This is a genomic window from Phocaeicola sp. GP0067 (genome assembly GCF_031119655.1).
Taxonomy (GTDB): Bacteria; Bacteroidota; Bacteroidia; order Bacteroidales; family Bacteroidaceae; genus Phocaeicola; species Phocaeicola vulgatus.
In genome coordinates this window covers 1-13,841 of record NZ_JAVHZY010000041.1, presented here as the reverse complement: position 1 = coordinate 13,841, position 13,841 = coordinate 1, and the positions used below count along the sequence as shown (strand labels likewise).

The following is a 13,841-nucleotide window of genomic DNA, read 5'->3' as shown; positions in this document are numbered from 1 at the left end:
ATGTGCAAATGTTAGAAGCACCAGCGGAAAAACGCCGGAGGCTCTATAATCTTATGGAAATGTCATAAGAAACCACGACCGTTTTTACTCCAGCTTCTGGATATTTGCTTTTGTAATGCTCTGTAAGGTCTTTATAAAGACAAGCTGTGTTTGGTGTTGGTCCTGTGCTCCTTGATTTTTCAAAATAACCAACAAAAACATCAAACGAGGGGATATCTGTTTCATTACCATACTCATTTAAGAACGTCCATTCCATACAACCCATCACATTCCCTTTCGGGGGGAGCATAGTATAAGAATCCGGAAGTTCTTCGGATTTTTTATTTGTGCTTTTAATAAATTTCGGACTTAACATTGTGTTGTTGTCTTTTATGGCAATCCATGTCATTAATTTATTATCACCCCTATACAACAAATAATGATAGTTCAATGGCATGATAGAATTAGCTTTCAAATCTTCTTCGATTACCTCTTTGTTATCCGCTTCTACTGCGAATCTGTATTCGGGGATAAATTGATCTTCGTAATACCATTCAGGGATAAAATGCAAAGGCAAATCTTCTGAAACCTTTTTCTCTTTGGATATTGTTTCAAGCAGTTCATATTCCGTCCATGCTGGTTCTCCCATGCTATAATCTAAAAAGGTCGTTTCACTAATCTTGATTTTATACTCATATTCTTTTTCAAAATCAAACCCTTTAATACTACCAAAGGGAACCCAATCATTGGATTGCTCTTTTTTTACGGCATATACATCTGTTAGATAATTATTGCCACACGAACTCATTACTCCCGGAACTTTTTTCGATGCAATGGTAAGAATATACTCTTTGTAATCTGTTATTTTTCTTCCTTGTTCATCGTCATTATCGCAACTTATAAAACTGACTACAAACAGGAATAGTCCAAGTATTCCTAAAAAACTCTTAGTTTTCATATTACTTTGATTTATAACTCTGTATTTACATGTATTTTCCCTATTGTCTTTTGCTCGTCATTTTGTTTTTGCTTTTTCTTGTTCTTTGAATTTACTAATAATTTCTTTTAGCTTTCTCTTGTAAATATCTTGTTATTTTTGACATAAAATCCAGTACAGTATATAGGATATCCGTATATCTTTCCACCCATAAAAGGATTTTTCAAAAAGTTATTTAAGTCATTGAATGTTGCTTTTACTTCGGCTTCTTGGTTTATGTCGGATGTTGTTAATAAAATAATCTTCGAGTTATGTAATACACCTTTAGGATTATTATAATCATCCATAAATGAATCTTTAAAAGCGGTTAGAACCTCCTTATAGGGAGCTTCACTTGCGACTATGAAATAAGCACTAACCCCATATGTAAGACTTCGTATATAAATTAATTTTTCGGAGGACGTTGGTTCATTAGTGAATAATCCATTTGAGGGGACATCCATTGACGTTGTAAAACCTTTGAATATAACTTCACCAATACATAGGCTTTTTATATTTTCTACATTAAATTCTTGTAGGGCTATTTTTTTTAGTGTATTACCAAAATCTTTATTATATGGGAAACAACTTTCTATATTTGATAGAGATTTTAGTTCTGCAAATTTTACGATATGTGGTCTTTGAGGTGAAGTGTAACTTTGGTATTCTTTAGAACTAATAGCTTCTTTAATTTTTTGTAAGTACTCACTTCCTTTGACTGTTTCCATAGATGTGATGTATGGATCTGGGAAATCAAAAGTTAAATATATGGGCTTCTTTTTGCCAACAATCTCTTTATCAAACGTTGTAGTAAATGTACTTTCGGGGAATACTGCTCCAATATATATGTAAGGTGGAGTTGCTAAATGTGACCATCCTTGTATTCCTAAATACTGTGTACCGATAAAAATTTCTCCATTGTCATTGCTATCATCGATAAATGTATCCCATTTAAGGAGAAATTCTTCTTGAATCGTATCTTTAGGTGTATCCACTAATGGCTTGTCACCTTTACCGTCTAAGTGCTCTTCTTTCTCACAAGAAGCGAGTAAATAGAAGGTTACCGTACATAATAAAAAAAATAAAAATTTTCTCATTTTACATTATATTTTTTGTTTACATACATTGTTTTTCAAGTGGCATATACCAAAACTTGAATGATGTGCAAAATTACGGAAATAGGTTATAACTCTGTATTTACATGTATTTTTCCGAAAGTTCTTTGTTCATCACGTATCCAGTACAAATCTCAATGTGCTTTTTATGGCGCAAATATAAAAAATGTTATTCACAAAAGATTATGAAGAATACTTTTTTATTGTTTTCCAGCGAGATAACACGGTTATAGCTTCATCCCCCTGCCTTTCCTTTGCGGTTGTATAGGTCAGCGAATGTTCTGCCTTAACTTCTCGAACTGTTCCTTGAACCACTCGGCAATGGGCTTTCGGTCAATGGCAAGAACCAATCTCGTCCCATCCGTGGAGTCTTTCAGCACTTGGAAACCTGCCTTTTCGGTCGTGAATTTCCGTCCGTGTTCCTCCGAATAGAGTTCCCCTGCATACTCCAATGGCTTTCCCTTGACGAGCGTTGCGGTCTGTCTTTCATCGAACCCGACAAGGCGGCAGAGGTTTTCGATACGGAGCATTTCACGGAAATAGGGAAACCATGCCGCCGCCCTTGCGATTACCGTTTTCAGAAACGATATTTCCTGCTTGTGCCTTGTGTCCTTGTCGGCTATTTCCCTGCCGTGCCTCTGCTGCATTTCCCGTATCTCCCGGCTGTGGTCTGCCTGCATGGGCTGTATCCTATCTTGCAGGCTTCGATGGTTTCCTCGTGGTCGGCTACCTCCCTATGCAGGGCGGTGTTCTCCCTTTCCAATGTCTTGACCTTGTTGCTCCCGAAAAGAGAGCCGACGCTCTTGGCGATGTTGGCTGCTGCGGTGGTTGCCGCCCTTTTCAGCTTCTCGGTCTGTATCTCTTTTTTCGCCCGTCTTAGTTCTTCCCGTGCCGTTTCTTTCTGCTGCTGCAAGTCCACCACTTCCGCTTTCAGATTGTCGGCGAGTTTCTGTATATCCCGATAATACTGCTGCGTGGACTTGTGGCGAGCCTTCGAGCCGTCTATGCCCCTTTGCAGCCCGTATTTCGCCATCGCCACGGCATAGGTATCTTGGTAGGACTTCAATTTCAGCCGTGTCATAATATCGTCTGCGCACAGCCTCACGGTGTCGGTCGGTTTCTTGCGGTATCGCTTCTTCGTCTGTTCCTCCCTTTTCCTGCGCTTTCGCTCTCCCTTGACGATGGGGACGAGCGTAACGTGTATGTGTGGCGTTTCCTCGTCCCTGTGCAGGTGAGCCGCCCCGTGCTTGCTTTGCCTTTGTAAACGGAAATGATTGCTCCGCTTTCCTCTGAAAAGAGGAATAGAACCTGCAATATATATCACCATAGTGATATGTTTGCATGTTGGTATATCATCATGCTTTCCAACAGCTGTTGGGCTTGCCGTCCGAAACAACCGACACGAATACCGTCGTTTTCTCTTTTCGCCCGTGTATAATCCTATCTAATAATGCCCTGCGGACTTTTGCCGCCCCGAACGGTTCGCAGATTTCCCACTCGGTCATGGCGGTTGCACCTATATCGCTCGGCAGGGAGATATTGCCCTGCCCGTCCATCGTGATAATGTTCCTTTCTTCTTTCATCGGGATTCTGTTTTTAATTAGATGGCTCGGCAGATATTCTTCTCCATATCCTCCAACTTGTGCGACAGGGTTTCCATATCTTGGCTTATCTTCTGGGCGGTGATTTTGGCGTAAATTTGGGTGGTCTTTATGTTGGTATGCCCCAAAAGACGGCTCACCGTTTCGATGGGTACGCCGTGCGATAAAAGCACGGTCGTGGCGTTCGTGTGGCGTGCAACGTGATAGGTCAAACGCACCTTGAAGCCGCATTGTCTGCCTATATCTTTGAGTATCTTGTTGCAGCTTCCGTTACTCGGAACAGGGAAAACATGACCGTCCCTTGCCAGCCCCTTGTACTTCTCGATGATACACTTGGGAACGTCCAAAAGACGGATGTTCGATTCGGTGTTGGTCTTCTTTCTTCGGGTGATTATCCAAAGGTTGCCATCGAAGAATGTTTGCAGGAGGTCGGCGGTGAGGTTCTTCACGTCCGAATACGCCAAACCCGTGAACACCGAAAAGACGAACAAGTCCCGTACAAGCTCGTGGGTGGCGTTCTTCATCGATGCGTCCATGAGCGTCTGTATCTCCGTTTGGGTGAGGTAGCCCCTATCCACGCTTTCGGGAGAGTTGATATATCCCGCAAAAGGGTTGAACGGCAAATGCCCGTCATTCCTCGCAATGGAAACGATGTGTTTCAACACAATCATGTAGCCCCACACGGTATTGGTGCGGCATTTCTTCTCCGTGCACAAAAAATACTCGAAGTCGTTGGTGAACGTGAGGTTGAGTTCCTTTAACGGAATATCCTCACGCTTGTAGGTATGGGGCAAAAACTCCCGAATATGGTTGCAGACCGTCCGATAACGGGTAAATGTACCCTGCGCCCTGCTGTGCCCGACTTTCTTCTCAAACTCGGCGTTGTGCTGCTCGAACAGCTTCAGCAAAGTTTCCTGCTTGACACCGATAGCGAGATAGGCGTCTTTGAGTTTGGCGGCGGTTACATAACCGTCCGCCTGCATCAGTTCTTGATAGCGGCGGTTTACCTCCACACGGATTTTATCTACCGCAAGGTTGATTCTCTGCGCTTCGACGCTCTTGCCCGAAGCACGGCTGTTCTTCACGTCCCACAACCGTGGGGGAACGTCCATCTTGCAACTGAACTGTTTAATCTCGCCGTCCACCGTGATACGGCACATCAGAGGCAGGTTGCCGTTCGGCTTCTCGCTGCCTTTCTTCACGTAAAATAATACCTTGAATGTACTACGCATAATTCACTCCTTTTTTTGGTTACAAAATTAGTTATTAGTGAGTTACCGACTGCTATGCAAAATTACGCAAATCACAGAAACAGAACTATTTAGCAAGAAATCCGCACCCATTACGGGGGTAATGAGGTGGTAACTGAACTCTTGCGCTATTTGGCTTCATACTGGCTTTTCGTTGGCTCTGTCCCATAGAAAAACAAAGCGTAACGAACGCTGTATCAGCTAATTCGCTACGCTTTGCCCAAATTTACTTTTTCGCTATGTGTTTATTTTATAATGAAACGCAGACAAGTTATTCTTTATCCTTGTCTGCCGGAAGCCTTTCTATCCGAACTCTGCCTGCCTTGCCCTTGTCTGCTTTGAGCCTGTTTCTTCCTGCGCCAATAATCACCATTGCTTTTGCTGCCCCGGTACACCTTATTGGCTTTTGCTTTTTCTTTCAGTTCTTCGGTCTTGCCGGCCTGCGCTTTTTCCCCTTCCACGGTCACCCAAGGATGGTCTTTCACAACAGGAATCTGTAGTCCTATCAGTTTTTGGATATCCTTTAAATAAGGCAATTCTTCCGATTCACAAAAAGAGATGGCTATTCCGTCGTGTCCGGCACGCCCGGTACGACCGATGCGGTGCACATAAGTTTCCGATATATTGGGCAGCTCATAGTTGATAACGTGAGAAAGCTGGTTCACATCAATGCCTCTGGCTGCAATATCTGTGGCTATCAGCACTCTTGTGGTATGATCCTTGAAGTTTGTCAACGCCCTTTGGCGTGCGTTCTGCGATTTGTTTCCATGAATAGCTTCCGCCCCGATCTCACTCTTGTTCAAAATCCTCGCCAATTTATCCGCACCATGCTTGGTACGGGTAAAAATCAACACTGACTCTATCTCAGGATTCTTCAGCAAATGCAGCAACAAGTCCTTCTTTTCCTTCTTCTCTACAAAATAAACACTCTGCCGGATAGTATCAACAGTAGATGAAACTGGAGTCACCTCTATCTTCTCCGGATTAGTCAACATGGAATCTGCCAGCTTCTCTATTTCAGAAGGCATGGTAGCCGAGAAAAACAAAGTCTGTCGCCGGGCAGGAATCAGTTTCAATACTTTCTTGATATCGTGTATGAAGCCCATATCAAGCATACGGTCTGCCTCATCCAATACAAAATACTCCAACCCCTTCAATGAAATACAGCCTTGCGACTGCAAATCAAGCAAACGTCCGGGAGTGGCAATCAATACCTGCACACCTCGTTTCAAAGCATCAACTTGCGCCTTTTGGGGCACTCCACCGAAAATGACGGCATGCTTCACTCCGGTATATCCGGCATATTGGTCAAAGTTCTCGCCTATCTGTATAGCAAGCTCACGCGTCGGGGTGAGTATCAATGCTTTGATACCTTTTTTATGGTCTGATTGATAAAGTCGTTGTATAAGGGGGATAGCAAACGCTGCTGTTTTTCCTGTTCCTGTCTGGGCGCATCCCAGCAAATCTTTACCTTTTAATAATACAGGAATTGCTTGTTCCTGAATGGGGGTCGGCGTTGTATAGCCGGTTTGTTGTAAAGCCTTCAAAATAGGCTCTATAAGATCTAATTCTTTAAATGTCATGTGAAATAATTAAATTGGGCCTCACGGCCTGTATCTATTTTATGGGAACAAAGGTACAGTAATGATTCTGCCCGGAAGTATTTCCGGGCAGACTTTATGGTTATTTAACTACACCGAATGATATTCTTTACAACTACCTGAATGATACCTATAGATGCGATTATCAAGTTCTGTTTATCTATGATTTCCTCTTTAAGCGTAAATTCCATTCTGCTCTATTCTTTTAAGAAGTAAATCACGAAGATTGTCACGCAAATGAAACACATCAATCTTACACTCACAACTCTTCTCCAAAATTTCCCGAATATCAAACATGATAAACAGGTCTGCTTCTTCCAGTTCGACAAAGACATCCAGGTGTCACTGCCAAAGGTAGCAATCGCAAGATTTGGAATCGGAAATGTTAACGAATACATAAGATTTTCTTATTGCTTCAACCGCGACTTTACTTCCTCCACTATCTTTTCGGCATGCCGACAACTCATTACATATTTTTCCCTATTATTTATTTTAATCAAAAAGGCTTGACTATAATCTCCTACATATGCTGTATAAAACCCTATTTTACTATTATAGAATTTTCCTATATACCCACCTAATCCACCTATGCCGAAAATACGAATTTCTGCTACATTTTCCCTATGGTATAAGGAAATATCAGTTATATCGGAATAAGAGATATACACCTGCCCCAATATACGTTCCATAATTATATGCGTTTCTGACAAGATAAGTTTCCGTGGTTGATAGGCAACAGTAAAAATCAAAGTAAAAAAGATAAGACATAAAACGGAGGCACCAATAACCTTTGACATCATATCCTGATTTACCCAAAGTATTAGGACAGGAAATACTATTCCGGCCATAAGAATAATAAAAGAAACTATCCAAGTTATCAACTTGACATATTGACTACGTTCTACTCTTTCTTCTATAATCATACTATTTTAATCGAATCTTCTACTTACAGAACAAATAAACATTTCCACCAAAGTCCGAAACCACCAATGCATTACCCGACAGGGCTACCGACCCGAACATAGGAGCTCCTGTAGCATGTTTCCATACCACCTTGCCATCCTCTTTATTAATTCCGTATACCGTACCGTCCGAAGCGGCTACATAAACAATATCTCCCGCCCATACCGCACTGGTTTCAATCGTAGCGGAAGGCTGACGGCTATAAGGACAGGTATAAACCAAAGCATCCCCCACAGGACAAGTCCATTTTTCTTCCAATGTCTCACTATCCAAGGCTATCAGCCCTTTCTGTGCAGAACCAAAGATAATCTCCTTGTCAGTGAGTAAAGGAGTAGAAGTAACGTCCACATTATAAGGTAATGGTTTACGGACTATCACTTTTCCGGTAGCAGCCTCTAATATAAAGAAAGACTTATCTGAGATCAGATACAACAAGGCACCATGCATGGCAGGAGATGCTCCCCGATTACGCAAACCGTTATCGCTGACCGCCCAAAGTTTCTCACCTGTTTTGGCATCATTGCCGTAAAGGGCATTCCATTGTACACCGGCAACCAGCAGGTTGTTACCCAAAGTCAGCGTGCTCGTAGTCCCTTCTCCTTGTCCCCAGCCTTCATTTTTCCAAAGTTGTTTGCCCGTTCGGGCTTCAAAAGCACAAAGCCCCTTTCCGGTTCCCGCATAGACCACTCCTTCACCGGCCACCAGTCCGTCAATAAGGGCCGGCAAGCCATTTACGGGCAATTGCTTTTCCCAACACAATTTGCCGGTTTCGGTATCAATGGCATACAAAAAGCCTTGGGCATCCTGGGCAAACACAATGCCACTATCAACTGCAATGGAGTTTTTAATAGAATTACGAACAGGACAACTCCAAAGAATTGTACCGTCCTTCCCATTCAAAGCATACACATGGCCTGCACCTTTCAGATCCTCATCCACAGAGGCAACAATTACTTTTCCCTTGTGTATCAGTGGAGAAGTCATATAAAGATTAGCTCCGACATTGTTAGTCCATGCCAGCTGCAAAGGCAAATTCAATGGAGCGGAAACGGGGGCGGAATGTTTCGCATTGCCTGACAGATTATCCCAGTCAGCAGAAAACAAAGGAACGGCCTTTTCAGTCCGGCAGATAAAATTACTTTCTGCTTCAGCTATCTCTCCGTTATTAAAACGGGCTGTTACCCGCAAAGTAAGTTCCTTACCCACATATTTATGAGACAAGGGAAGCTCCCCGTTCCATGACCAGTCAGTACTTTGCAGCAATCGCTTGTTTTTCAGCACAGGTTTCCCGTCGGCCAGACAAGTATAGAGCACTTCTCTCACCGGCGACACGGAAGAATACACATTGACAGCCACCGGAAGGACACCCGAAGCCATTACTCCGGCAGGCGAAGCGATACAGATATTCTTGTCCAAATAGGTATAACGGAGCTCGGAAGTGAAATCTCCTTTACTATCTACGTGCATCACACGAAAAGCAGTAGTGGAATGATCTATGCCTCCTTTATCCAATGAAGAGGTACAAACACTGTAAACATCTCCCTGTTTCTTCATATAGTTAATATGCCAATGACCATATACCCATGCTTTCAAGTTGTACTCATTCAGATTAATGCTTCCGGCATTCTTGCTCTTAAAAATAAAGGTATCTTCGTATGTCAGCAAATCATGATTGAAAACAACAACAGGAGTTCCGGGGCGGATATGAGCCAGGTCGTTCTTCAACCAACGACAGACGTCATCGGAAGTATAGCCTGGAGCATGGTCTCCTCCGGGCATCGGCGTAACAACATAGTGCACATTACCTGCATCAAAAGAATAATATACCGGCCCATAAATGCTTTCAAAAAGTTCTTCGCCATACTTACCCTTTACCAAATCATGATTTCCGATACAATAAAAGACAGGACAGTCCATATTTTCCGTATTCATCAGTTTGATATGAGCCTTCAAGCCTTTTTCATAGCAGATATCCCCGGTATGAATGATAAAAGCCGCCTGTTCATTCCTGGCATAGTCACGCACATTATTCACCCAGTCTGCATGGTTTTCCGTATTAAATATCTCTGTATCAGTAATATGAATATACCTGTGGGAGCCGTCTTTACGAATCCGTCCACTGTAAGGGATCAAACCGAAATCATAACCGGACTGTTTCTTTTCTATTTTATGATAATGACGGTTAAATGTTTTATACCCCGAAGGAGTGGTAATGAAAATAAAACGTTCACGCTCATGACCGGGTAAAGTAAAACTACCGTCGGCAGCCGTTTCAACCACATTCAAGCCATCGGATACTTTGATGCCCGCCAGCGGTTTTTCACTTTGGTCAAATACGCCATTCTTGTTTTTATCTACATATACATGGCCCGTGTAAGCAGCCATCACCGGCATTGCGGCCAACATCAGGCACGATAATAAAAAGGTCTTTTTCATGAATATCTATTTTTATCAACTCTTATTTTAATCAAGTTCGAATTTCGAAAGGACAAAACCATGATCTGAAGGATAGAAAAAATCTTCTCCTTTAAAAGTAAAAGTTTTACCCAAACTATTGTCATAACACTCAGATGCTATCGCCTGAATGGTTTTTCCCTGATAATAAATAAAATCAATGCGGTCCATACGACACTCGGTTTCCAACGAATCCGCATCTGTCAGCCACGTTACTCCCAGATTGGCCACCGGATTGGGGTTCATCTCACGGAAACTATCTTTAAATCCCGCCTCTTCCATAGCAATGGAAACAGGCCAATCCACCACTGCACCACCATGAAGATACAGGTTACGGGTAGCTTCCGTCCAATCCAGATGAGAATGCACGTTAAAATCACCGCCCATTATAATTGGAATACTGTCGGCCTCTGCCAACAAGGGTTGAAGAACAGACAAAATCTTATGTATTTCCTCATCACGTGTTCCCTCCATCTCCCAAGCCAATATTTCTTCCTTGGATTTATCCGTCGGGACCAAACGCATATCAGGAAGATAATGCAACCAAGTATTAAAAACACGGACGGGTTTCCCATCCACATCTATCATCACTCCGCCAAAATTAAAGGTACTTATGCTGTCGGCAAAAGCATATTTCCGAATAATGGGATAACGGCTATAAATAGAAAGATTATCAGAAATGAGATTGTACGAATATCCCAATGAGTCGGCTACCATCGGGGCAGCTCCATAAGTTTCAATCATCAAGACCACATCAGCCTCACTTTTTTTCAGAATATCAATAGTTCCCTCACACCCTTTTCCGGAATAAGTTTTTGAATGACCGCCATGCCATACATTCCATGAAAGGACAGTCAGCGTCTTTTTCGACTCTTTTGAAGATGTGCAAGCTGCCAATGCACACAAGCAAAGGGCTAGTACCCCAATAAAATTTCTTGTTATCATCATAGATTAGACTTGTTAATTCCGGACAAAGATAGTGAATTATTCAGGAGACAACACTATAAAATATACCCTAAATAGGGTATTTCCGCCATGAACATCTTCCCCTATCTTTGCATTATAAAATCAGAACCCACTAAATGAAAAGATTATGGCAAGAATAAAAAAAGAATTGACCGAACTCATCGGAGGAACTCCCTTGTTGGAACTGTCACGCCTTAGTAAAAAACACGATGCGAAAGCGCAAATAATTGCCAAACTGGAATACTTCAATCCCGGAGGAAGTGTAAAAGACCGTATAGCCCTGGCAATGATAGAGGATGCAGAAGCCAAAGGAATCTTGAAACCCGGAGCGGTTATCATTGAACCAACCAGCGGCAACACCGGCGTAGGGTTAGCATGGGTTGCCAGCGTGAAAGGTTACAAAGCCATACTGACCATGCCCGAAACCATGAGCGAGGAACGCCAGAACCTGTTAAAAGCCATGGGAGCACAATTGGTACTGACCGAAGGTGCAAAAGGAATGAAAGGAGCCATAGAAAAAGCGGAGGAATTGCGTGACCGGACTCCGGGAGCCGTCATTCTGGGACAATTCGAAAACCCTGCGAATCCCGCCGCCCATGCACGTACCACTGCACAGGAAATATGGAACGACACGGACGGAAAGGTAGACATCTTTGTTGCCGGAGTCGGTACAGGCGGCACTTTAAGCGGAGTAGCGGAAGGATTAAAAAAACAGAATCCCCATATACAGATTGTAGCTGTAGAGCCGGATAACTCCCCCGTCCTTTCAGGAGGAAATCCGGGACTGCACAAGATACAAGGTATCGGAGCCGGATTTATCCCTCATACCTACAATGAAAAATTAGTAGACAAGATAATCCGGGTGAAAGACGATGACGCCATCCGCACAGGACGCGAACTCTCTCTAACGGAAGGGTTATTGGTCGGAATATCTTCGGGAGCAGCCGCCTATGCCGCATTGGAACTGGCCAAACTCCCCGAAAATGAAGGAAAACAAATTGTAGTGATCTTGCCCGATACGGGGGAACGATATTTGTCTACTGTGCTTTATGCTTTTGAAGAATACCCATTATCATAAAATGAGATGAACATAGCTGCATTAATTTCAGGAGGAGTAGACAGCGCGGTTGTCGTACATCTCCTCTGCGAACAAGGATACAAACCGGATCTTTTCTATATTAAAATCGGAATGGACGGTGACGAAGATCTCACCTGCACGGCAGAAGAGGACATTGAACTATGTACCGCCACCGCCCGCAAATACGGTCTGAGCCTGAATATCATTGACCTGCACCGACAGTACTGGGATAATGTAGTGGCATACGCCATCGATAAAGTGAAACGCGGTCTTACTCCCAACCCGGATGTAATGTGCAACAAGCTCATCAAATTCGGATGTTTTGAGCAGGAAGCAGGGCATTTATATGACAAGACAGCTACCGGACATTACGCCAGTATTCTTGAAAAAGACGGGAAAATATGGCTGGGAACCGCACAAGACCCCGTCAAGGACCAAACAGATTTCCTGGCACAAATAGATTATCTGCAAATTTCAAAACTGATGTTCCCTTTGGGAGGTCTGATGAAGAATGAGGTCAGGGATATCGCCCGCATTGCCAAACTGCCCAGTGCACAACGCAAGGACAGTCAAGGTATCTGCTTTCTAGGAAAAATCAACTATAATGAGTTCCTCCGCCGTTTCTTGGGTGAAAAAGAAGGGGATATCATTGAAATGGAAACAGGAAAACGGATTGGCACTCACAAAGGATATTGGTTTCACACCATCGGACAGCGCAAAGGATTGGGATTAGGTGGAGGACCATGGTTTGTTATCCGCAAAGATATAGACGAGAATATCATTTATGTCTCACACGGTTATGATACAGACAAACAATATGGGACAGACTTTGCCTTGCATGATTTTCATTTCATCACAGAGGACTTATGGAAGGGAGCACCTTCCGCAGATGTTTCTTTCAAGATCCGGCATACAGACACTTTCATGAAAGGAATATTGACACGGGAAGATAACTTGTTCCGAATCCACAGCCACGTCCCCTTACAGGGTATAGCCCCCGGACAGTTCGGTGTGCTGTATGACAAGAATGCGGAAATCTGTGTGGGAAGCGGTGAAATCACTTTATCCTAAATATAATATTCCACCACATCCACAATCCCTGCACGAAGGGCATATTTTGTTGCTTCGTGCACATTGTTCACTTCCAGCTTGCGAAAGATATTTTTGCGGTGAGTCATTACCGTATATACACTTAGGAAACGCTCAGCCGCAATCTCTTTCGTAGTCTTGCCCAATGCCATCAGTTTCAGAATTTCACGCTCCGTGACCGTAAGCGGTGAAACTAACTTATCTTTTTTGTCTTCTTTATGCTGCAACAGCCAGACTGCACGCGTACACATGTATTGTAAATGCTGTTTTGCCTTCCGCAGCCCTTCCTCTATCTCTATCATCGGCGCATCTTTCATCACCACGCTGAATGAAGTTCCGCTAAAAACCATACGCCGGATGAAATCCTCACTCAGATTATCGCTGAACAGAACAAAATGTGCCTCCTTAAACCGTTCCTGCAATATAAGCAAATATTCAGCCGAAGTATCAAACAATGTATAGTCCAACACTGCAACGGCATTGGGATTATCGACAAGAAGCCCGGTTAATTCACTCTGACTGCCGGCTTCCTTTATTGCGGCGAACCCTCCTATCCGACCGGCCACCGTTTTCATACCTTCACGGGTAATATCCTGATTATCGATAAGTAGCAATGTTTTCATGCCCATACATTTTAACTAGGGAAACTTACTGAAACAAAAAAGCCTTGCATCATTGTGTGCAAGGCTTCATTCTTCGGTGGGCGTTGACGGATTCGAACCGCCGACCCTCTGCTTGTAAGGCAGATGCTCTGAACCAGCTGAGCTAA

At 43.2% G+C, this 13,841-nt stretch carries 11 protein-coding genes, 1 tRNA gene and 1 pseudogene; 2 read left to right on the top strand and 11 right to left on the bottom strand.

Annotation, left to right across the window (positions count from 1 at the left end; all coding sequences use genetic code 11):
* Positions 1 to 43: 43 nt before the first annotated feature.
* The 9 genes and pseudogenes from RE317_RS19750 to RE317_RS19710 form a co-directional block, all read right to left on the bottom strand.
* Complete coding sequence (locus tag RE317_RS19750; RefSeq protein ID WP_008667688.1) at positions 44 to 937, bottom strand: DUF4377 domain-containing protein; 894 nt, start codon at positions 935 to 937, stop codon at positions 44 to 46.
* 107 nt (positions 938 to 1,044) lie between these two features.
* A complete protein-coding gene (locus RE317_RS19745) occupies positions 1,045 to 2,052 on the bottom strand; it encodes a hypothetical protein (protein ID WP_008667689.1) in 1,008 nt (335 codons plus the stop codon).
* 287 nt (positions 2,053 to 2,339) lie between these two features.
* Positions 2,340 to 3,310: pseudogene (locus RE317_RS19740) on the bottom strand (plasmid recombination protein); the annotation flags it as partial.
* A 115-nt stretch (positions 3,311 to 3,425) separates the two neighbouring features.
* Positions 3,426 to 3,653 carry a hypothetical protein gene (locus RE317_RS19735; protein ID WP_008667691.1) on the bottom strand — a complete coding sequence of 76 codons (228 nt, stop codon included), beginning with the start codon at positions 3,651 to 3,653 and terminating at the stop codon, positions 3,426 to 3,428.
* Positions 3,654 to 3,670: 17 nt separating this feature from the next.
* Positions 3,671 to 4,903, bottom strand: a complete 1,233-nt coding sequence (locus RE317_RS19730; RefSeq protein WP_008667694.1) for a site-specific integrase — start codon at positions 4,901 to 4,903, stop codon at positions 3,671 to 3,673.
* Between the two features lie 296 nt (positions 4,904 to 5,199).
* Positions 5,200 to 6,504, bottom strand: a complete 1,305-nt coding sequence (locus RE317_RS19725) for a DEAD/DEAH box helicase (RefSeq protein ID WP_005840136.1) — start codon at positions 6,502 to 6,504, stop codon at positions 5,200 to 5,202.
* A 425-nt stretch (positions 6,505 to 6,929) separates the two neighbouring features.
* Positions 6,930 to 7,445: a PH domain-containing protein gene (locus RE317_RS19720; protein WP_005852871.1), complete on the bottom strand. Its 516-nt coding sequence runs from the start codon at positions 7,443 to 7,445 to the stop codon at positions 6,930 to 6,932.
* Between the two features lie 19 nt (positions 7,446 to 7,464).
* Positions 7,465 to 9,921, bottom strand: a complete 2,457-nt coding sequence (locus RE317_RS19715; protein WP_008667702.1) for a PQQ-binding-like beta-propeller repeat protein — start codon at positions 9,919 to 9,921, stop codon at positions 7,465 to 7,467.
* A gap of 27 nt (positions 9,922 to 9,948) precedes the next feature.
* The gene (locus tag RE317_RS19710; protein ID WP_005840141.1) at positions 9,949 to 10,887 is read right to left on the bottom strand and encodes an endonuclease/exonuclease/phosphatase family protein; all 939 of its coding nucleotides are present in this window, start codon (positions 10,885 to 10,887) and stop codon (positions 9,949 to 9,951) included.
* A 145-nt stretch (positions 10,888 to 11,032) separates the two neighbouring features.
* On the opposite strand from RE317_RS19710, the gene cysK reads away from it, so the two are divergent.
* Together cysK and mnmA are read left to right on the top strand one after the other, a co-directional pair.
* Positions 11,033 to 11,983, top strand: a complete 951-nt coding sequence (gene cysK / locus RE317_RS19705) for a cysteine synthase A (protein WP_005840143.1) — start codon at positions 11,033 to 11,035, stop codon at positions 11,981 to 11,983.
* 6 nt (positions 11,984 to 11,989) lie between these two features.
* Positions 11,990 to 13,054: a tRNA 2-thiouridine(34) synthase MnmA gene (mnmA, locus tag RE317_RS19700; RefSeq protein WP_005840146.1), complete on the top strand. Its 1,065-nt coding sequence runs from the start codon at positions 11,990 to 11,992 to the stop codon at positions 13,052 to 13,054.
* Here the strand turns inward: mnmA and RE317_RS19695 are convergent.
* Both RE317_RS19695 and RE317_RS19690 read right to left on the bottom strand, forming a co-directional pair.
* Positions 13,051 to 13,695 (bottom strand): response regulator transcription factor, encoded by a 645-nt coding sequence (locus tag RE317_RS19695; protein WP_008667703.1) that lies wholly within the window; start codon positions 13,693 to 13,695, stop codon positions 13,051 to 13,053. The two genes, mnmA and RE317_RS19695, sit on opposite strands and share 4 nt — an antisense overlap.
* A 77-nt stretch (positions 13,696 to 13,772) precedes the next feature.
* Positions 13,773 to 13,841: transfer RNA gene (locus tag RE317_RS19690), tRNA-Val, on the bottom strand.

What these genes read in the sequence shown, in the direction of transcription:
- RE317_RS19750 (WP_008667688.1), bottom strand. Translation starts at nt 937, where the DNA reads ATGAAAACTAAGAGTTTTTTAGGAATACTTGGACTATTCCTGTTTGTA.
- RE317_RS19745 (WP_008667689.1), bottom strand. Translation starts at nt 2,052, where the DNA reads ATGAGAAAATTTTTATTTTTTTTATTATGTACGGTAACCTTCTATTTA.
- RE317_RS19735 (WP_008667691.1), bottom strand. Translation starts at nt 3,653, where the DNA reads ATGAAAGAAGAAAGGAACATTATCACGATGGACGGGCAGGGCAATATC.
- RE317_RS19730 (WP_008667694.1), bottom strand. Translation starts at nt 4,903, where the DNA reads ATGCGTAGTACATTCAAGGTATTATTTTACGTGAAGAAAGGCAGCGAG.
- RE317_RS19725 (WP_005840136.1), bottom strand. Translation starts at nt 6,504, where the DNA reads ATGACATTTAAAGAATTAGATCTTATAGAGCCTATTTTGAAGGCTTTA.
- RE317_RS19720 (WP_005852871.1), bottom strand. Translation starts at nt 7,445, where the DNA reads ATGATTATAGAAGAAAGAGTAGAACGTAGTCAATATGTCAAGTTGATA.
- RE317_RS19715 (WP_008667702.1), bottom strand. Translation starts at nt 9,921, where the DNA reads ATGAAAAAGACCTTTTTATTATCGTGCCTGATGTTGGCCGCAATGCCG.
- RE317_RS19710 (WP_005840141.1), bottom strand. Translation starts at nt 10,887, where the DNA reads ATGATGATAACAAGAAATTTTATTGGGGTACTAGCCCTTTGCTTGTGT.
- cysK (WP_005840143.1), top strand. Translation starts at nt 11,033, where the DNA reads ATGGCAAGAATAAAAAAAGAATTGACCGAACTCATCGGAGGAACTCCC.
- mnmA (WP_005840146.1), top strand. Translation starts at nt 11,990, where the DNA reads ATGAACATAGCTGCATTAATTTCAGGAGGAGTAGACAGCGCGGTTGTC.
- RE317_RS19695 (WP_008667703.1), bottom strand. Translation starts at nt 13,695, where the DNA reads ATGAAAACATTGCTACTTATCGATAATCAGGATATTACCCGTGAAGGT.